General features: G+C 36.5%; 19 protein-coding genes. 7 read left to right on the forward strand and 12 right to left on the reverse strand.

The window, feature by feature from the left end; translation table 11 throughout:
• Window positions 1–78 precede the first annotated feature (78 nt).
• The 6 genes from VIO64_RS18955 to VIO64_RS18980 all read right to left on the reverse strand — a co-directional run bounded on the left by VIO64_RS18955 (window position 79) and on the right by VIO64_RS18980 (window position 5,745).
• Window positions 79–894 (reverse strand): CheR family methyltransferase, encoded by an 816-nt coding sequence (locus VIO64_RS18955; protein WP_331921175.1) that lies wholly within the window; start codon window positions 892–894, stop codon window positions 79–81.
• A gap of 116 nt (window positions 895–1,010) precedes the next feature.
• Window positions 1,011–2,864: a methyl-accepting chemotaxis protein gene (locus VIO64_RS18960; RefSeq protein ID WP_331921177.1), complete on the reverse strand. Its 1,854-nt coding sequence runs from the start codon at window positions 2,862–2,864 to the stop codon at window positions 1,011–1,013.
• 38 nt (window positions 2,865–2,902) lie between these two features.
• Complete coding sequence (locus VIO64_RS18965) at window positions 2,903–3,409, reverse strand: chemotaxis protein CheW (RefSeq protein WP_331921179.1); 507 nt, start codon at window positions 3,407–3,409, stop codon at window positions 2,903–2,905.
• Window positions 3,410–3,593: 184 nt separating this feature from the next.
• Window positions 3,594–4,004, reverse strand: a complete 411-nt coding sequence (locus VIO64_RS18970; RefSeq protein ID WP_331921181.1) for a YjdF family protein — start codon at window positions 4,002–4,004, stop codon at window positions 3,594–3,596.
• A gap of 72 nt (window positions 4,005–4,076) precedes the next feature.
• Complete coding sequence (locus VIO64_RS18975; RefSeq protein WP_331921183.1) at window positions 4,077–5,258, reverse strand: macrolide family glycosyltransferase; 1,182 nt, start codon at window positions 5,256–5,258, stop codon at window positions 4,077–4,079.
• A gap of 28 nt (window positions 5,259–5,286) precedes the next feature.
• Window positions 5,287–5,745, reverse strand: a complete 459-nt coding sequence (locus VIO64_RS18980) for a PadR family transcriptional regulator (RefSeq protein WP_331921211.1) — start codon at window positions 5,743–5,745, stop codon at window positions 5,287–5,289.
• A 37-nt stretch (window positions 5,746–5,782) separates the two neighbouring features.
• On the opposite strand from VIO64_RS18980, the gene VIO64_RS18985 reads away from it, so the two are divergent.
• Together VIO64_RS18985 and VIO64_RS18990 are read left to right on the forward strand one after the other, a co-directional pair.
• The gene (locus VIO64_RS18985; RefSeq protein ID WP_331921185.1) at window positions 5,783–6,202 is read left to right on the forward strand and encodes a hypothetical protein; all 420 of its coding nucleotides are present in this window, start codon (window positions 5,783–5,785) and stop codon (window positions 6,200–6,202) included.
• Window positions 6,135–6,611: a hypothetical protein gene (locus tag VIO64_RS18990; protein ID WP_331921187.1), complete on the forward strand. Its 477-nt coding sequence runs from the start codon at window positions 6,135–6,137 to the stop codon at window positions 6,609–6,611. Before VIO64_RS18985 ends, VIO64_RS18990 begins: the two co-directional genes overlap by 68 nt.
• 483 nt (window positions 6,612–7,094) lie before the next feature.
• Here VIO64_RS18990 and VIO64_RS18995 read toward each other — a convergent pair whose 3' ends face one another.
• Window positions 7,095–7,985, reverse strand: coding sequence for a LysR family transcriptional regulator (locus VIO64_RS18995; RefSeq protein ID WP_331921189.1), 891 nt, complete (start codon window positions 7,983–7,985; stop codon window positions 7,095–7,097).
• Window positions 7,986–8,420: 435 nt separating this feature from the next.
• Between VIO64_RS18995 and adhE the strand changes: the two genes are divergently transcribed.
• Entirely contained in the window at window positions 8,421–11,015 is a 2,595-nt protein-coding gene (gene adhE / locus VIO64_RS19000; protein ID WP_331921191.1) for a bifunctional acetaldehyde-CoA/alcohol dehydrogenase, read from the forward strand.
• Between the two features lie 54 nt (window positions 11,016–11,069).
• On the opposite strand, the gene VIO64_RS19005 is transcribed toward adhE, so the two are convergent.
• The gene (locus VIO64_RS19005) at window positions 11,070–12,188 is read right to left on the reverse strand and encodes a phosphoserine transaminase (protein WP_331921193.1); all 1,119 of its coding nucleotides are present in this window, start codon (window positions 12,186–12,188) and stop codon (window positions 11,070–11,072) included.
• Window positions 12,189–12,512: 324 nt separating this feature from the next.
• Here VIO64_RS19005 and VIO64_RS19010 point away from each other — a divergent pair, with 324 nt between their 5' ends.
• From VIO64_RS19010 to VIO64_RS19025, 4 genes are read left to right on the forward strand one after another with little or no spacing between them, the layout of a single operon-like run.
• On the forward strand, window positions 12,513–12,974 hold the full coding sequence (locus VIO64_RS19010) for a MarR family transcriptional regulator (protein WP_331921195.1): 462 nt from the start codon (window positions 12,513–12,515) through the stop codon (window positions 12,972–12,974).
• Window positions 12,971–13,486, forward strand: coding sequence for a flavodoxin domain-containing protein (locus tag VIO64_RS19015; protein ID WP_331921197.1), 516 nt, complete (start codon window positions 12,971–12,973; stop codon window positions 13,484–13,486). Before VIO64_RS19010 ends, VIO64_RS19015 begins: the two co-directional genes overlap by 4 nt.
• Before the next feature lie 49 nt (window positions 13,487–13,535).
• Complete coding sequence (locus VIO64_RS19020; RefSeq protein ID WP_331921199.1) at window positions 13,536–14,423, forward strand: hypothetical protein; 888 nt, start codon at window positions 13,536–13,538, stop codon at window positions 14,421–14,423.
• A 37-nt stretch (window positions 14,424–14,460) separates the two neighbouring features.
• Complete coding sequence (locus VIO64_RS19025) at window positions 14,461–15,330, forward strand: DUF6544 family protein (protein ID WP_331921201.1); 870 nt, start codon at window positions 14,461–14,463, stop codon at window positions 15,328–15,330.
• Window positions 15,331–15,371: 41 nt separating this feature from the next.
• Here the strand turns inward: VIO64_RS19025 and VIO64_RS19030 are convergent, their stop codons facing one another.
• From VIO64_RS19030 to VIO64_RS19045, 4 genes are all read right to left on the reverse strand, one after another.
• Complete coding sequence (locus VIO64_RS19030; protein WP_331921203.1) at window positions 15,372–15,632, reverse strand: TfoX/Sxy family protein; 261 nt, start codon at window positions 15,630–15,632, stop codon at window positions 15,372–15,374.
• A 46-nt stretch (window positions 15,633–15,678) separates the two neighbouring features.
• The gene (locus tag VIO64_RS19035; protein ID WP_331921205.1) at window positions 15,679–15,981 is read right to left on the reverse strand and encodes a Dabb family protein; all 303 of its coding nucleotides are present in this window, start codon (window positions 15,979–15,981) and stop codon (window positions 15,679–15,681) included.
• Between the two features lie 64 nt (window positions 15,982–16,045).
• Window positions 16,046–16,507, reverse strand: a complete 462-nt coding sequence (locus VIO64_RS19040) for a pyridoxamine 5'-phosphate oxidase family protein (RefSeq protein ID WP_331921207.1) — start codon at window positions 16,505–16,507, stop codon at window positions 16,046–16,048.
• A 36-nt stretch (window positions 16,508–16,543) separates the two neighbouring features.
• Window positions 16,544–18,562, reverse strand: a complete 2,019-nt coding sequence (locus VIO64_RS19045) for an MASE3 domain-containing protein (protein WP_331921209.1) — start codon at window positions 18,560–18,562, stop codon at window positions 16,544–16,546.
• Between the last annotated feature and the right edge of the window lie 222 nt (window positions 18,563–18,784).

An 18,784-nucleotide genomic window follows, 5' to 3' on the forward strand; every position in this document is an offset into this window, starting at 1 on the left:
TTTTGTGACTTTTTTCAACATTTTCCATTAGTCTTTTTTCATTTCTCAGAATATTCATATAGGACTGAACTTTTATTTTTACTCTTTCCTATAAACAGCTGGCAAAATATATTTAAATCTTGTTTCTTCACGATTAAGCGATTCAGAGTGACCTATAAATAGATATCCTCCCTGCTCCATAAATTCATAGAATTTATTCACAAGTTCAGTTCTTGTCGTTAAGTCAAAGTAAATCATTACGTTTCTGCAAAATATAACATGAAATTTACGCCGGAAAGGAAAAATGTCCTGCATAAGATTAAACTTTTTAAAAATAACATCATCTTTAAGCCTGCTGATTATTTTGCTGTTTTCTTCATTTACTCTTACAAAGTAATTATTCTTCCATTTTTGCGGTAGCACTTCAATCAATTCATTTGGATAAACACCATTACAAGCTGTTTCAAGAACTTTTGTCGATATATCTGTTGCAAGTATTATAGTATCCCATAAGTTTTTTTCTAATCCAAAGTGCTCATCTACAATCATAGCTAATGTATATGGTTCTTCACCTGTTGAACAGCCTGCACTCCATATACGCAAATCTTTTTTTGCCGACTCTGTAGCCTCCAAATATGGAAGCACCTTGTTTTGGAAAAAGCTAAAATGCTCCGCCTCCCGCATAAAAAAAGTATGGTTGGTTGTTACCTTGTTAATCAAAGTAGTCAGTGCCCTTCCAGTCTTGTCAGTCAGTACATATGCCAAGTATTCCGAGAAACTTTTAAAGCCGTTTTGCTCCGTATAATTCTGTAGCCTTCCAATAACCAGTGCTTTTTTATTAAGAAGGTTAACCCCATATTTGCTTTTAATAATATCCACCAACTGATTAAATTCTTTTTCTGTTATAGGTTTCATATTCCCCACCATGCAACTTTTTGATTAAATGTAAACCTTTACAAATGTACGATTATCAACTTCTTAATATAGAAAAGGGGCAAGTTTTAGTCCCCTTTTCTATTAGTTTCTGTAGATTAATACTTTCCAAAATTATTGTCCTCTAAAGAGATAGTTGCTTTTGGAGATATTTCCTTCATGGAAGCATCTCCTGCAGCAACGCCAGCTAATTTATCATTGTGGCTGTGCAGCTTCTTTTTTTCCACAATATTTTCGATCATCCGAACCATGTCCGAACTTAATCCGCCATCAAAGCCTGAATTTAGCTTCACCTTGCTAAGGCGAAATCTGCTGACTGCATTCTTTAGAAGCTCTGCCTGGCTTGATAATTCTTCGCTTGCAGATGCACTTTCTTCAGCTGTTGCCGAGTTAGTCTGAACAACTTGGGCTACCTGTGATATTGCTTGGTTAATCTGTGCAATTCCTGATGCCTGCTCATTTGATGCAGATGCAATATCGCCAACAAGTTGAGTCGCCTTGGTCACTCCATCAACAATCTTATCCAATGCCTCCGCTGTATTATTTGCGATTTCTGTCCCTGCTTCAACTTTCCTGATTGAGTTTTCTATCATTTCAGTGGTCTCTTTTGCAGCATTTGCACTTCTTGCTGCAAGGTTTCTAACCTCCTCAGCAACTACAGCAAAACCTTTCCCATGTTGTCCTGCCCTTGCAGCTTCAACAGCGGCATTTAATGCGAGGATATTGGTCTGAAAAGCTATTTCATCTATAACTTTAATTATTTTAGAAATATTCGAGGATGAATCGTTAATTTCCGCCATCGCCTTAACCATGCTTTGCATCTGGCTGTTTCCTTGCACCGCATTTTCTTTTGCAGCTAGTGCAAGCTGATTCGCCTGATTGGCGTTTGCAGCATTCTGTTTTGTCTGTGCAGCAACCTGAGTCATTGAAGAGGTTATTTCTTCAATGGAGCTGGCCTGTTCCGTAGATCCCTGGGACAGCATCTGGCTGGAAGCAGATACCTGTCTGGCTCCTGCAGCAACCTGATCTGAAGCTGAACTTATATTTGTAAGTATTTCATTATTAGTTTCTATCATCTCACTTAGTTTTTTACCAAGCAAATCATTATCCGATTTAACCTTTACCCTCACTGTTAAATCTCCTGCTGCAATCTTTTCTGCTGCAAGTGCTTGATCTCGGATATTTTCCACCATTCTTCCAAAGGATTGCATAAGGCTGCCGATTTCATCCTTTGAGGTTGCCTCAACATTCACGTTTACATCACCTACTGCAAGCTTGTCCGCAGCTTCAACCATCCTTTTAACAGGATTGCTTATAACACGGGAGATAAACAAGCCCAGCACTACGGCCAGCACCATTCCTACTCCTATGAATACGATCATCATTAAGACCGATTGGTTTGCAGTTGCTGTATTTTCTTTTGATCTCTCTTCAGCCTGATTAAGGTTTAAATCATAGAGCCTGGTTATTGAATCATCAATTTTGCCAACCAAATCTCCAAATTCTCCCTTGGTCATCTCCAAGGCCTCATTATCTTTATTGGCTAATGCCAAATTGATGCATTCCGCACGAAGACTATTATACTTTTCTATATTTGATTTAACGCTATCGAACTCCTTTTGTTCAGTATCATTTGTAATAAGCTTTTCATACTGTGCTAAATTATCAGAAACTTCCTTATCGTAATTTTTTATCTTTTCTATATATGTATCAAATCCACTATTATTAGCTATTATAAGCATTACGTTAACTCTCGCTCTTTGGAATGCAACAGCAGCTTTTTCCATAAATCCAAGGGGTACAGTGTTTTCCTTATACATCTGAGTATTATCATTATCAATTGACTTAATGTTCATAATTCCTGTGATTCCAACAACACCTGCAATCATTGCAACAAGAATAAATCCAATTATGAGCTTTACTGATATTTTCATGTTATAAAACCATTGCATGTCTATTATGCCTCCTTATAGTATCTTTTGTGTTTTCATTAACAGCTAAAGTCATCCATTAACGTTACTGTCTTCATAGCGAAGTCACTTAGCAGACTGTCACAGTCCAAAATCAGTTTCACACTGCTATCAATCTTGCCTATACCTTTTATAAACTTATTTTGGTAATCGCTAGATAAATTTGGTGGCGGAACAATGTTTTCTTGAGAGATTGATAATACCTCTGCTACATTATCTACAATTAATCCCACAGAAATGCCCTTTACCTGAATTACTATTGTACAAGTCCTGTCATTATAATCCTTTTCCTCCTTTCTAAACCTAAGCCTTACGTCAATCACCGGAATGATCTTTCCCCGCAGGTTAATAATTCCTTTTAAATAGCCGGTGAATTCAGGCACCTCTGTAATCACCTGCAATCCTATTATTTCAGTTACATGCCTGATTTCTATCCCGTACTCATCCCCACCAAGTGCAAATGTCAGGTACTTTCCCTTCTGTGCATCTTCTCCAATTTCCAAAGCTTCTTCCAATATCTGTGCCATCTTTACTACTCCTTTCTTAGAATTAATAGTACTGATATTATCCATTTGGTCAGTCCATTAGTTTCTCCCTAGCACATGGCAAACAATATCCAGGAAATTATTTGATTCAAATTTAATTCCTAGATAGATTTACAATAATTTATCGTATATAAAGTAAGTTTCTTTAATACTTAGTTTAGAGCAATTATATGAAATGTGATAAAAATAACAAAACCAGCCAAACATCTTCAGGCTTTTTATTGAGATTTTCGCGAATAAAACTATGTCTTAGGCAGTGATTCCACTCTTCATATCTTTCAACCTTGCCTAATATGTTCCTAGAGATTGATAATAAGTAGTCAATGTCCCCTTTTTTTCTCTTTCTTTTTTCCTGTTTCATTTCAAGCTTAATCATCTTCTCCTCCCTGCAATCAATTGGCACAGGTCTACTAAAAACCAGTTTAGAATAGCTTTTGAGCAAATAGGAATAAACCTCATAGTCTTTTGGCTCTGTATCAAAAACAACCCTTGAGGTTTCAAGAAATCCATCCTCGACTCTTTCAAAAACCCCAGCCCAAAAAGGTCCTTCAAAGAACACTGTTAGTTTAATATTCATTTGTTATTCTCCCTGTTAATTTGCTTATAAAGAGAAGGGACAACTCCAGGAGGGCAGATTATTGACAGTAAACTACATCTCTTTTATAAAATCCAATATAAAGCTTGCTGCTGCCTTATAGCCTCCAGCCTCAATAAATGACCTGCCTATCTCAGTACTGCATGCTTTATAGCCTTTATCGGACATAACACTCTTAACCGAATCTTTTAAAATATTCACTGTGATGTCCTCCATCTTGAGCTCCAGCCCAGCCCCGAGTTTTACCAGTTGTCTGCTGACCATATATTGATCATTTACCTGAGGGATGGATATAACAGGTACACCATAATATAATGCCTCACCTACACTGTTAAGGCCTCCATGACTAATAGAAACATCACATATTTTCAACACCTCAAGCTGAGGTACATAATTCCGTACTATGAAGTTATCCGGTATGTCACCTAGCAACCCTAAATCAGTTTTATTACCTACTGACATAATTACCCTCCAGTTTTCATCCTTAAAGGCCTCTATTGACTTTTTATAAAAATCTACACATCGGTTATTTATTGTTCCCAGGGATATATAAATGACTGGTTTATTTCCCTCTTTATCTATTTTGAAGTCCAAGCACTCTTCCCTTTCAGCTATGGACGGTCCAACAAACCTGAAGCTGTCATCAAAGCTCTCCGATTCAGGCTGAAACATTTTTGATGTATAAACAATGTTCAATCTTTCCTTTTTGAAGAAAATATCCATGATGTCAAGCTTTTGAGTACCACATTCCTTAGATGCCTCTTTTACCTTTCCATACAAATTATCCAACTGAGGATTGTAGCCTGGCTCGAACATATGAGGCGGCATGGGAAGCCTGTTCATGGCAAAGGAAGTACAGGAACATATTGCAGGAATATTCAGCAATTTTGCCAACACACTTCCTCCTCCAAACATAGAATCATGTATTATGTAGTTATAATCTTCACCCGCAGCATTTTCTGTGATCAGAGAAATTGCCAACCTATCCATTTCCAACATAAATTCTATAAGTGTATAGAAAGGATGATTGCCACTGGGTTTAAAGGCTTGGAAAAGCTCATACATCCGGCTTCCATAGTCTACAAATCGAGCACCGGCAGCCTCAATCTTCTCCTTAAATTCCTTTGTAGAAAAATACCAAACCTCCTCCCCCGCTTTTACCAATTCTTTAACCACCGGCAGCGTGGGATTTATGTGGCCATGAACATTTCCATTTATAAACAGCACCTTTGCCATATTGACCTCCCTATTTGTTTATTGTAGTTTATATTATATTTTCTATAGTCTCTTCACACCATTTAAGTGCCGCTTCCGATGCTAAAATTCCATAACGCAGCGGGGCTAACCAGTAAGCGTACTGAGGATGTTTTTTGGTATTTACATCATTTAAAAAAGATTCCTCCAATTGCTTATATTCTTTTAGTTTATCTTCATGACGCTTTTTAACATCTTTCATCATTTCAATTACATTTTCCTTAGGTATATAATTTCCAAAGGACAGCTTTAAAAGCAGCTCAGAGCGGGGCGGTTGAGGCTCAAAAGGCTGCATAAGCCACTCGCAGAATTCCTTTCTGCCTTTATCGGTAATTTCATATATCTTTCTCTTAACCCCATCATTTCTGTCATTCAAACTTATAAGTCCTTCTTTTTCCAGCTGGCTTAGCACAGGATAAATATATAGGAAAATTAAAACACACTTATTTTTCAGAAGGTCAAAAAACATCACAACTAATGAAATTAATGATAAAACAAAGTTTGAAATGACAGATACCGTTCTAGTTATCGATTTCGGAACTTCAAATAGTGCAGCAGGAGGCTTTTTAAAAAGCAATTATGTAAATACACCTGATACAAACGATATTTTAAACCCAAAAATTAAACTTGATGAAATTAATTATGTAAAACTTACAAATTCTGTGAATACAGCGTATTCAGAATCAATTATGCTTCCTTCAATAGTTTATATATGTGATTGTTCTGATCCTGATGATATTAAGTATGCATTCGGACATGATGCCAGAAACCTGATTGAAAAGGATTATACTATGAGTGCCAGCTGCTTTCATGGAATAAAAAGGTGGATCAATGGCTATACGAAGGAAGAACAATTGTATGATGTTTATGGAAACACAACTACAATTAATCGAAATCAGAAAAGCCTTTCTAAAGCATATTATTGATACCGCTGAAAGTCAATTTAAATGCAAATTTAAAAATCTGCATATTTTCACTCCTATAAACTTACCCGAATACAATATTGTAACAAAGAGATCTATAGATGAATCTACAGCTGTACTTTACAGTACCATTGCCGAAAGTATTGAAAAGGGCACTATCACAATGGGTCAGGAGCATACTGCACTAGTACTGGATTGCGGCGGTGGAACTACAGACATATCTTCATGTAAAAATGGCATTTCTAACTTTTATCATAAGCTGGATAAATGCTATGAAGACGCAGAAAGAATTATTCCAACAAGATATAAGGATTATGAAAACAAGCTTTTTGTAGACTATCAGGAGGTTCAGAGCAACTTTTACTTTCTTTGGGAAATCAGCAGAGAACATAAAAATAAAATTCTTCAATAATTCGACTGTTATCCGCAGTAAAATTGACCTCCAAAATCGGAGCCTTTCAATTATTCAAAACGGAAGCTTTACAAGCACAACAGCTATCCCTGACATTGTGCTTAATGTAAATGATATAGAGATCCTCATAAGCAGTGACATATATGAAATAACCAGAAAACACCTTTTAGAGCTCTATAAAAACCAAAAGCTAGGAAACTTCTTTATAGTTAAACTATCCGGTCAGTCCTGCCTAATCAATATCTTTAAGGAGGCTTCTAAAAGAGCTTGTGCCCGGCAAAAGCATTTATTCCGACATAAAAAATCCGGGTGATAGTGCCTCTTCACTAAAGCTGCCCTGTTTAAACGGGGTTATTAGATACCTTAACTCATTAAAGGCAGAAGATATTACCGCCTAAAATATCCTTGCCGCTATGTTATTGACACTTATGCTGCTTTAGTATAGCGGTACTGTTTTACAAACATATAAATGTACTAATAGCATTAAGGGCTCAAGAACGATAGGAATTTCCCTGCAGCAGCTGATAAAGGTATGGAATTTAGATACACCACTCCTAAATTTCTTGGTGGAATTTGCTCCTTTAATGTAATTTCATATAAAAAGTTCCTATCCAGCTCATAAGTAACAAAATTTTTGATTACACAAGCCACACCAAAATCTATCATTGCAAATCGGACCAGCAGCTCAAAATTCCCCAGCTCTATTTCAGGCCGAATTACAATATTGTTTTTAGCAAGGTATTTTTCTATATATATCCTTGAATTGCTCTCTTTTTCCAAAAGAAGCATGGGAAACTTCACCAAATCAGAGATAGATACCGGTCCTTGGGAAAGCTTTTTGAACTTTTCTCCAACCACAAAGCAATCCTGTATCTCCATTATATTATGAACAATCAATTCCTTATACTCAGCCTCATCTATAGGAAGGTTCGCTATTCCTAAATCTATCTTGCCCTTTTTAAGCATGTCTATTATTACCGGCGTGGTATGATTTACTATATGAATCCTGACCCCCGGGTAGGTACGGTTAAACTCCTTTAGATGGGGAATAAGATAATGCTTGCATACCGTATCGCCAACTCCTATTGTGAATTCTCCTTGTTCTAAGGTCTTTATTTCTTCTAATTTTTTCTCACCTAGGTATATAAAGTTAAATGCCTGTTCTATATATTTATACAGAACCTGTCCCTCTTTAGTAAGCTTAACACCCTTAGGTGTTCTAAAGAAAAGTGAACACCCGCTTTTCTCCTCAAGCTGCTGAATTGCACGACTAACAGCAGGCTGAGTAATGAACAAAATCTCCGATGCCTTTGTGATACTCCCTTCTTTAGCAACTATATAAAAAGTTTTATATAACTCAGTATTTATCATCATATAATCTGTATTTATACCCCCTATGTTTAATATGCATTTTATTTATGTGGTTACATCAATTATAATTTAAATATAAGGTTAACTCAACAAGAGATAATATTTTCAGTTAACAATTTAAACTAAATAATACTACATTTTATTGCACCTGTAATTGTTAAATAATTAACACTAGTTTAAAATAATTATCCAATATCAAATAACAGTTGTCACTTTTTCGTTTGATACCGCAAATAATGTATCTTTCAATATAATAGAATGATTACATTGCAGCAACAATGAAGGGTTAACCTTACTCAATTGTGTTAAATATTTAACACAATTGAGTAAATCCTAGATTTCAAACCCCGAAAATAAGAAGTGTAGAAATAGCAGCACTTTTTAATATAAATTGCAGATTTAAAAAAACATGTTCAAACATAAAAGGAGGAAAACCATATGGAAAAGGTAAAAAACAATGAAAACCAAAATATAAAGCAAACCATTGATATACTTGTTTCGAATGCTGAGGAATCATTGAACGCAATGATGGACATGAACCAGGAACAGATAGACACCATTGTAAAGGAAATGGCAGTAGCAGGAATCGAAAAGCATATGATCCTGGCCAAAATGGCCATTGAAGAAACTAAAAGAGGAGTATATGAAGATAAAATTATTAAAAACCTCTTTTCTACAGAGTACATCTATAACAGCATAAAAAATGAAAAAACTGTTGGAATAGTTAATGAAAATGAGTATGAGGATTACGTAGAAGTTGCTGAGCCTGTGGGTATTGTTGCCGGCGTAACACCGGTTACCAACCCAACATCAACCACTATGTTCAAAGCTATCATAGCATTAAAAACAAGAAACCCCATAATATTTGCATTCCACCCATCAGCACAAAAATGCAGCAGAGAAGCTGCAAGGATTGTTAGAGATGCTGCCGTTGATGCGGGAGCTCCGGAAAATTGCATTCAATGGATTGAAGAACCCTCCATAGAAGCAACCAACCTTCTTATGAACCATCCAGGAATTTCTCTCATACTTGCAACTGGTGGAGCAGGAATGGTCCAGGCTGCATACAGCACCGGAAAACCTGCCCTTGGAGTCGGTCCTGGTAACGTGCCCTGCTACATTGAAAAGAGTGCAAACGTTAAAAGAGCCGCAACAGATCTCATTCTATCCAAAACCTTTGATAATGGTATGATTTGTGCTTCCGAGCAGGCTGTTATTGTTGACAGGGAGGTTTCTACAGAATTTGAAAAGTTCATGCAGGATAACAAGTGTTATTTTCTAAATGAAGATGAAATTATAAAGCTTTCAAAGCTGGCTATAGACGAGAAAAAATGTGCCATGAATCCGGCGGTTGTAGGCCAGTCTGCATTTAACATTGCAAAAATGGCGGGCTTATCTGTACCTGAAGAAACGAAAATACTTATTGCAAGACTGGAAGGGGTCGGCCCTGAGTATCCCCTGTCAAGAGAGAAGCTCAGCCCCATACTTGCCTACTATGTGGCAGATAACTTTGAGGATGGTATAAAGAAAGCTGAAGAAATGGTTGAATTCGGTGGCCTTGGTCACTCTGCGGTAATTCACTCCGAAGATCAGAAAATAATTGACCTTTTCTCAAAGAGGATAAAAGCTGGAAGACTTATAATAAATTCACCATCTACCCATGGTGCAATAGGTGATATTTACAATACAAATATACCGTCCCTTACATTAGGCTGCGGTTCATATGGGAAGAATTCCACAACTGCAAACGTATCCGCTGTAAACCTCATCAACAAAAAACGCGTAGCAAGGAGAAGGATTAATATGCAATGGTTTAAAATCCCCGGCAAAATTTATTTTGAATATGGCTCTACACAGTACTTAAAAGATATGCCTGACATTACCAGAGCCTTTATTGTTACCGATCCATATATGGTTAAGCTGGGTTATGTTGATAAGGTTCTTTATTACTTGAGAAAACGACAGAATTATGTTCACAGCGAGATCTTTTCAAACGTTGAGCCTGACCCTTCAATTGAGACCGTTTTGAAAGGCAAGGAGGCAATGGACAATTTCAAGCCTGATGTAATAATAGCTTTAGGAGGCGGCTCGGCAATAGACGCCGCAAAGGGAATGTGGCTTTATTATGAACATCCGGAGCTGGACTTTAATGTACTGAAGCTTAAGTTTATGGATATCAGAAAGAGGGTATTCACTTATCCGAATTTGGGCAGCAAAACCAAAATGGTTGCTATACCTACAACATCGGGTACTGGTTCTGAAGTTACATCCTTCGCTGTTATTACAGACAAAGACAATAATATAAAATATCCTTTAGCGGATTATGAGTTAACACCTGATGTTGCTATAATAGACCCTGAGTTTGTAATGACCGTTCCTGCTTCAATCACAGCAGATACCGGCATGGATGTCCTAACACACGCTATTGAATCCTATGTTTCAATAATGGCATCTGATTTCACCGATGGTCTTGCAATGAAGGCGATTCAATTAGTCTTTGAGTATTTGCCTTTAGCTTACAAAGACGGCAGCAACAGCCTGGCCCGTGAGAAAATGCATAATGCATCATGCATAGCCGGAATGGCATTTACAAATGCCTTCCTTGGAATCAATCACAGCCTTGCACACAAGCTAGGAGGAGAATTCCATGTTCCTCACGGTAGAGCAAATGCAGTACTACTCCCTTATGTTATAGAATATAACGCTCAAAAGCCTACAAAGTTTGTTTCATTTCCTAAGTACGAAACATTTATAGCCGATAAAAAGTATGCAGAAATAGCAAGGTTTTTGGGATTACCCGCATCAACTACAGAAGAAGGCGTAAAGAGCCTGGTTAAAGCAGTACGTGACTTAATGAGAAAAATTGATATTCCAATGACAATTGCAGAATGCAAAGTGGATAAGAAAAAATTTATGGCCAAGGTTTCAGAGCTGGCGGACCGTGCTTTTGAAGATCAGTGTACTACTGCAAACCCAAGAATGCCTCTTGTAAAAGAGTTGGAGGACATTTACATCAAGGCATACAACGGTTAATAGTAACAAAAGGACCACCTTTTTTGGGTGGCCCTTTTATATCTATAAATCTCATTAAGCTTTTGCTACTTCACCATATGCCCATTCAAGCCATTGGAGCATGCAAGCCACATCTTCCTTATTCACTGTAGCACCGCACCAGAATCTTAGGCCTGCAGGTGCATCCTTGTAGGATTTGCAGTCATATGCAGCACCTTCTTTATCCAATAACTTAACAAGGGCATTTAACTGATCCTGATCAAGCTTTATTTTCAAGCAAACTGATGTATTGGAGCGGATCTCCTTGCTGACCGGAAGGAAATCTATCCAATCATGGGTCTCAACAAATTTTTCTATTTCATTAAGATTTTCATTGCTTTTTTGGATCAAACCTTTAAGTCCGCCTATTGATTCTGCCCATTCCAATGCTTTAATATAATCTTCAACGCATAGCATGGATGGAGTATTTATTGGAGAGCCTTCAAACACATCCATCATGAGCTTATCTTTCTTTCTCAATTGGAGTATTTTAGGCATTGGCCATGGCGGCATATATGATTCAATACGTTCAACGGCACGAGGGGACATGATCAGCATGCCGTGAGCACCTTCTCCTCCTAAGACCTTTTGCCAGGAGTAAGTTAGAACATCCACCTTGCTCCATGGAATTTCCATTGCGAAAACAGCTGAGGTTGCATCGACAATCGTCAATCCTTTTCTGTCATCCGGAATCCAGTCACCATTTGGTATTTTAACTCCGCTAGTTGTTCCATTCCATGTCATAACAACATCATTATCAAAGTTGACTTTGGACAGATCCGGTAAATACCCATAATCTGCAGAAATGGACTGCATATTTTCAATTTTAAGCTGGTTCTTAACATCATTGGCCCATGTTTTACCAAAAGACTCGAAATTAATTACATCAACGCCTCTTGGACCTAAAAGGTTCCACATAGCCATTTCTATAGCACCGGTATCGGAGCCCGGAACAAGACCAATAATATAATTCTCAGGTACTCCAAGTATTTCCCTTGTCTTCTTAACGGCATAATTTAATCTTTCTTTTGCAATTCCACACCTGTGAGACCTTCCTAAAAGGGCATCCTTCAATACATCAAGCTTGAATCCAGGATACTTTGAACAAGGACCTGAAGAGAAATTGGGGTTTTGTGGTTTAACAGCAGGTTTCATATCTAACTCATCCTCTCATTATTTATGTTGAAAATCACATACTTAAGTAATGTTTTTTTAATTTATATTACCTCAAAAGCTATATTAGAAGCTGCATGAAGCACCTCTTACAGTATATTTAAGTTTATTGATTAAATCAAGCACTTTTAGATGTGTTGAAAAAATAATCTCTAATTATCCTATCATAAAATACCATTTTGTGCTATTGCTAAAATAATTCAAATGCCTATTGACAAAAACGCAGATACGTAATATATTACTTATATAAGGTAATACATTACGTATTTAACGGAAAGGATATCTTTTAGTATGGATGCTCTTGATATGCAAAAGTTTATTTTCGGCAGTATGTTTCTTCTGGCAAACAAGCTTCAGGTGATTGGTGATCAGCATTTGCAATCGGAAGATATGACTATAAAGCAATGGTTTTTGACAGTTATAACATCACAGTTCGGCGATAACTCTCCAACCCTTAGCGAGGTTGCACAGCTGATGGGAAGCTCCAGACAAAACGTTAAGCAACTGGCTCTCAAGCTTCAGGAAAAAGATTTTCTGAATATAGAAAAGGATGGTCAGGATGCACGGGCCACCAGGCTTAAGTTGACTAAAAAATGCAAGGATTTCTGGGAAAAGCGTGAGGATAAGGACCATAAGTTTTTAGAGGATCTATTTAAAGATTTTGACACGGAAGAACTTGCAGCAATGTACAAAGGATTTAACAAGCTTCATAATCAAATTGAAAAAATGGAAAAGTCAGGTATATTGATTCAGGAGGTAGAAAAATGAGTATATTAATTGTTTATGCAACTAAGCACGGTGCAACAGGCAAGTGTGCTTCTATTCTGAAAGAAAGGCTTGCTGGTGATGTTTCACTCCATGATTTAAAAAGTGCTTCAAAGCCGGATCTTTCAAAATACGATAAAGTGATCATCGGAGGCTCAATTTATGCAGGAAGGATTCAGAAAGCGGTAAGTGAGTTCTGTAATGAAAACATTAATTTCTTAAAAGAAAAAAAGCTTGGACTATACATATGCTGCATGTTTATGGATTCTGCTGAAATACAGCTTAAAAATGCATTTCCGGAAGAGCTTCTAAATAGTGCCGCAGTCAAGGAAAGCTTTGGTGGAGAAATGATATTCAGTGATATGAACTTTTTTGAAAAAACATTAACAAAAATAGTAACAAAAACAATCGCAAAAAGTAACCCCAAACTTGCTGGTATTGATCCGAAAAAAGACGTATCAATGCTTGTAGAAGAAAATATCAATAGGTTTGTACAGGTTATGAACGGTAAATAATATGCTGATATTTTCATGCAAACATTATAAGTCAGAAAGGATGTTTTAAATGAAATACAGTAAATACATAAGCATTCTTGTAATAGTCATAACCGCCCTTTCAATCCTCGCGTGCATCTGGGGAATGATTACCAACAGCGGAGAAAAGATGAATGAATATAACTTCAAGAGTATCCGGGGTGAAACAATAAAAATAAGCGGCAGCGGATTGTATCAATATGAATCTATTGATCAAAGATTATCCTTAAAGGTCCATGATCCCATTACATTGTTCTTGGCTATTCCGCTTCTTATAATGTCACTAATTCTTGCCCTAAAAAGAAGCATAAGGGGAAGGCTTCTGCTCACAGGCACCCTGGGATATTTTTTATACACTTATATGTCCTACGCTTTTTTAAGGATGTACAATGAACTTTTTCTCGTTTATACCATACTGATGTCAGCCAGTTTCCTTGCCTTAATACTATGTATGCTGTCATTTGATATAGAGAAATTTTGCTCTTACATAAAGCCCAAAATGCCGATAAAGTTTATTGGAGGCTATCAACTGTTATTAGCAGCCGGCCTAATGACCACATGGCTTCCCGGTATTATAGATTCATTAGTTAGCGGTAAGCCTCCAATAGACCTGGACCATTATAGCTCGTTAGGGTATGAGGCTATAGATCTTGGCTTTATTGTACCTGTATTAATTATATCAGCTATATTAGTGTTTAAGCGGAAGTCTTTTGGCTACCTCCTATCTTCAGTTATCATTACGCTGTCCATATCTATGAATCTATTAATATCAATTCTTACAGTCTTTCAAGTTTTAGACGGAATGGAGATGCCCCTATTATTAATGGTCATGTTTCCCATATTCACCGTCATCACAGGCATTTGCCTTGTTATGCTTCTTAGAAATATCCAAGAGCCTTCACATTCAAGTCGAATTTAACCATATTTTTTAGATTTTAATTAAGGAGATAACTTTTATGAGTAAAAAATATATATTATTGGCATTGATTATATTGATTGCTGTAAGCATACCTTTTCTTATCTATAAATCCCAAAGCCTTGCCAGAACCTATAAAAGAGAAGCAGAAAGGGCTCTAGATCGCACCTCAAAGATAGAAAATAAGATTCTTATGGAATCGGATATCAAGCACCTGCCTGAACCGGTGCAAAAATACCTTAAATATGTTGGTGTTATAGGTAAAGAAAAGGTATACAATTTTAGAGCTGTTACCGAAGGACAAATGAAAATGAATCCCGATAAGGAAGAATGGTCAGATATAAGCTGCATGCAGTATAACTTTTTTGATGATGAACTGACAAGACTGTTTTACATGAAAGTCAATATGTTTCATATTCCTGTGTTTGGCCTTCATTCATATACCCGGAAAGGAGCGGGGATGCTTATTAAAGCCGCGGGTCTCTTTACAGTCCTAGATGCCAAAGGTGAGGAAATGAGGATAGGTGATACCACTACACTCTTTAACGACATGTGCTTTTTTGCTCCAGCAGCTCTTATAGACAAAAGGATAAAATGGGAAACTGTGGATTCAATGACTGCAAAGGCTACCTTTGAAAATGAGGGGTGTAAAATATCCGCATTGCTTTACTTTAATGATAAAGGTGAGTTAATAAATTTTGTCAGCCAAGACAGATTCTTTACTCCTCTTGATGGTTCACCCAGCAAAAAAACCCAATGGTCTACACCGATAAAGAAATACAAAGAAATAAACGGACTTATGCTTCCCGGTTATGGGGAAGCAGTATGGAATTTCCCGGAAGGTGATTATTGCTATGCTAAATTCACCAACATTAAAGAAGTGGAATACAACTGCGAAAGCTTTGAGTAATCATATTAAAACTGTTTGTATTAACCACTTCTAATATACACTTACTTATTTTTGAAGGTGTCAAAAAATCTTTTCAGTTCCTGTTTTGCTTCACTGCTTAAATAATGCCATCTTATGCCTTGAATTGCACCCTCAAGACTACAAAGAGAGCTAAAGCAGGTGTCCCCCTCAAGCAAGCGAAGCTTTGTAAAAGCTTCCTTGCTTCCGGTTCTCATAAAAGTTTCCACATCATATATTCCAATAGAGGCAAGCCGTTTTTCCATTTCTTTGCCTATATTAGGAAGCTTACTCAATTTCTCCATAACTACACTCTCCATAATCTACTTTTCCATCTGCTTTTTGGTTAAGTCAAATTTCATAATCAACCACTCTTCTCTCAAGCCTTGCTTCAAGAATAAACGGCATCACCGCTTTGTGCTCCGGATGTACCTGATAGTTTTCCAAATCCTCTTTGGTGGAAAATTCAGAATATAAAACTACATCTGAGCTGCTGTCAGTAGAAGAAAAATCTATGCCTACTTCTATACTTACCATCCCAGGTATTTTGCCACGTAAGGATTCAAGCATGTTTTTTATTTTAATTGCATTTTCCTCTTTTGAGTTCCCATGAGCTGTTTCTTTTAAACGCCACATTACAATATGCTTAATCATAAAATTTCCTCCTAGTTCTTAAATTATCGTATAATTCATTCCTTTATTGTAAAAAACCTGTTTATTAATACCCCGATTTTTTACCGGTCATGCTGTCAACGCACACCTTTATAACAAGGGTCCTCTCCAGAACCTCCTCAGAATACTCAAAGCTTAACCCACCTGTGTATCTGGCCATTATGCAATCTAATGCAGTTTTTCTCCCTTCCTTATCTGTAACAAAAAATGCATTTCCTGTTCCAAAAACACTCAAATACTTTGTGCCGCACCTGCAAGCTTCTTTGTCAAGCCGCAGCTCTACATCCTTATCTACCTGAAACGCTACTTTGTTATTCTTCTTTAGAATATCAATTTTTCTGCCTTCCTTTGCTGAATGCATATATATAACTCCATCGTCATATGCATAATTCATTGCTATAAGGTAAGGCATTCCTTCATCAACCATGGCTATTCTTATAACTTCCGCTTCCTTCAGGATTTTTTCAATCAACTCTTTATCAGTTATTTCCTTATCTTTTCTTCTCATAGCCCCTCCTCATTTAGTATGTTCAACCAATATTATTTAAAAATATATATCTGAAAACTCAACATTGATAGTCTCAACGCGGCTCTCCATAGGCCTGCCGGATGTCACTGCCACATCATCAGTAACATTCCTGACTGATTCAGTGCATATTACAGGCGTTGGAAGAGTTATTATAAATTCACTTCCTTTTCCATACTCGCTCTCAACCTTTATCGTTCCACCATGCAGCTCCACAAGAGCTTTAACAAGAGATAGGCCTATACCACTCCCCTCATGGCTTCTTGTAAGGGATTTATCCACCTGACGAAATCTTTGAAAAATCAAATTTTGCTTGTCCTTTTCAATTCCTATCCCATTGTCCTTTACGGATATGACTGTCTCATCCTCCTTATCGTGAATGTTAACCGTTATTTTACCGTTTTTCTTTGTAAACTTTACTGCATTTGAAAGCAAGTTAAGCATAATTCTTTCAATCTTATCAGGATCGCAATCAATTAACTTTTCTTCTGTATTGGTATCAAATTCCAATTGAAGTCCTTTACTTTTTATAAACTCTGCAACTGAAAAAATAACTTCTTCAACAACATTTACAATATTGCAGTTTACCTTGTTTAAACTATAGAACCCTGCATCTATGCGTGTTGTGTCAATTATGTTGTTTATTAGGCGAATAAGTCTGCTGCAGTTTTGTCTCATTGAGCTTAAAAGACTTCTGCTCTTACTATTATCGGGATAATTTTTCAAATAGACATCAAATAATTGAATAGAATTCAAGATTATATTTAATGGTGTCCTAAATTCATGAGATATGTTTGCAAAAAACTCAGTTCGAAGCCTGTCAAATTCAATAGTATCATAGGCCTTTTTCAACTCGGTTATATCCTGTATCTGCATTACAAAATAAATGGGACAGCCAGTATTGTCCCTGACTAACGAACCGCTTAGAAGAACCCAGACAGGATAACCGTTTTTATGAATAAAACGTTTTTCCATATGATAGTACCCTATTTTACCTTGCAAAAGCTGCATTGTATAATCAATATAGGACTTCACATCTTCAGGGTGAATTATATTCTCTAACATACCTTTTTGGAGTTCTTCCTTAATATATCCTGTTATGTCACATATAGCTCCATTAACTTTGAGCCACTTGCCATCAAGCCCTATAACAGCCATCCCAACAGCTGCGTATTCAAAGGCATTTCTAAACCGCTCTTCGCTTATATTTAGCTCCTCTACCTTAGTTCTATACGGATAAGTAACTGCACTTATGAATATTCCTTTAAAGAGAAGACAATATGATATTATTTTTAAACTGTGGCCTAAAGCGTTATAAAATGAAGATATGTTATCATAAATTGAAAAAAACACTTCTACAGGTATGGCAATAATTATCGCTGATAAAATATACTTATATGTTAGAACCTCTGTCCTGTTTACATTCTTCATTAGCGGTTGAAGGCAAAGAATAAATAATATAATTATTATGCTTTCAAGGATAACTCTGTAAACTGTGGCTCCCTCAACTGTTAAAAGCTTTGGAAACAATCCCGGAAACCACAGAATTGTTAATGATACTGATATGGTACCAATGAAAGTTATTGTTAACAAAACCCATTTATTCACATTTAATCTAATAAATCCATATATAACATTTAACAGAAATATGGCCTCAGTAAGTCTGCTAGCCACACCAAATCTAACGAACAAATCATCATATCCATTTGGAGTAAAGTTAAGCGGAATAAAATATAAAATATGAAAACAATTAAAGATCGCTACACTGAGAAAAGCAAATCCTATAATTCTATTCTCATATGAGCTGTTATCATATGTGTACCAAAGAATTATAAAAATTGAGAGAGAAATAAAAACACATAGAAGCTCAAATATTGTATGGAATAAACCAATATTACTACTCCATATACCCGGTGTCAGAATATCAGCTAATATCCACGCGACAAGCAGCAGCAATATATTTTTAAGTATAAACGACCAGGCACTTGGCTTTTTATAAATCTCATAATGCAACTTTTTATATCTATCTAGCCCCACTTTTACCCTCCAATTCTTTGCACTTTATATGTACTCGTCTATATTACACCATTTCTATATAATAAACAATTATGATATTTTTACCATGCAACGTTATAGTTTCAAAATGTTTCCGACCATAGAAAAAGCCGCCCTTAAGCAGCTTTTTCTATGGTAGCCTATTTTTTATTTATTGGAACTTGAAATTGTCCCCAAATAAAAATTAAATATCTATTATAATTT

This window comes from Pseudobacteroides sp. (assembly GCF_036567765.1).
Lineage (GTDB): Bacteria > Bacillota > Clostridia > Acetivibrionales > DSM-2933 > Pseudobacteroides.

Excerpts from the sequence above, each read along its gene's own strand:
- VIO64_RS18955 (WP_331921175.1), bottom strand. The coding sequence starts at position 894 with ATGAAACCTATAACAGAAAAAGAATTTAATCAGTTGGTGGATATTATT.
- VIO64_RS18960 (WP_331921177.1), bottom strand. The coding sequence starts at position 2,864 with ATGCAATGGTTTTATAACATGAAAATATCAGTAAAGCTCATAATTGGA.
- VIO64_RS18965 (WP_331921179.1), bottom strand. The coding sequence starts at position 3,409 with ATGGCACAGATATTGGAAGAAGCTTTGGAAATTGGAGAAGATGCACAG.
- VIO64_RS18970 (WP_331921181.1), bottom strand. The coding sequence starts at position 4,004 with ATGAATATTAAACTAACAGTGTTCTTTGAAGGACCTTTTTGGGCTGGG.
- VIO64_RS18975 (WP_331921183.1), bottom strand. The coding sequence starts at position 5,258 with ATGGCAAAGGTGCTGTTTATAAATGGAAATGTTCATGGCCACATAAAT.
- VIO64_RS18980 (WP_331921211.1), bottom strand. The coding sequence starts at position 5,745 with ATGTTTTTTGACCTTCTGAAAAATAAGTGTGTTTTAATTTTCCTATAT.
- VIO64_RS18985 (WP_331921185.1), top strand. The coding sequence starts at position 5,783 with ATGACAGATACCGTTCTAGTTATCGATTTCGGAACTTCAAATAGTGCA.
- VIO64_RS18990 (WP_331921187.1), top strand. The coding sequence starts at position 6,135 with ATGATGTTTATGGAAACACAACTACAATTAATCGAAATCAGAAAAGCC.
- VIO64_RS18995 (WP_331921189.1), bottom strand. The coding sequence starts at position 7,985 with ATGATGATAAATACTGAGTTATATAAAACTTTTTATATAGTTGCTAAA.
- adhE (WP_331921191.1), top strand. The coding sequence starts at position 8,421 with ATGGAAAAGGTAAAAAACAATGAAAACCAAAATATAAAGCAAACCATT.
- VIO64_RS19005 (WP_331921193.1), bottom strand. The coding sequence starts at position 12,188 with ATGAAACCTGCTGTTAAACCACAAAACCCCAATTTCTCTTCAGGTCCT.
- VIO64_RS19010 (WP_331921195.1), top strand. The coding sequence starts at position 12,513 with ATGCAAAAGTTTATTTTCGGCAGTATGTTTCTTCTGGCAAACAAGCTT.
- VIO64_RS19015 (WP_331921197.1), top strand. The coding sequence starts at position 12,971 with ATGAGTATATTAATTGTTTATGCAACTAAGCACGGTGCAACAGGCAAG.
- VIO64_RS19020 (WP_331921199.1), top strand. The coding sequence starts at position 13,536 with ATGAAATACAGTAAATACATAAGCATTCTTGTAATAGTCATAACCGCC.
- VIO64_RS19025 (WP_331921201.1), top strand. The coding sequence starts at position 14,461 with ATGAGTAAAAAATATATATTATTGGCATTGATTATATTGATTGCTGTA.
- VIO64_RS19030 (WP_331921203.1), bottom strand. The coding sequence starts at position 15,632 with ATGGAGAAATTGAGTAAGCTTCCTAATATAGGCAAAGAAATGGAAAAA.
- VIO64_RS19035 (WP_331921205.1), bottom strand. The coding sequence starts at position 15,981 with ATGATTAAGCATATTGTAATGTGGCGTTTAAAAGAAACAGCTCATGGG.
- VIO64_RS19040 (WP_331921207.1), bottom strand. The coding sequence starts at position 16,507 with ATGAGAAGAAAAGATAAGGAAATAACTGATAAAGAGTTGATTGAAAAA.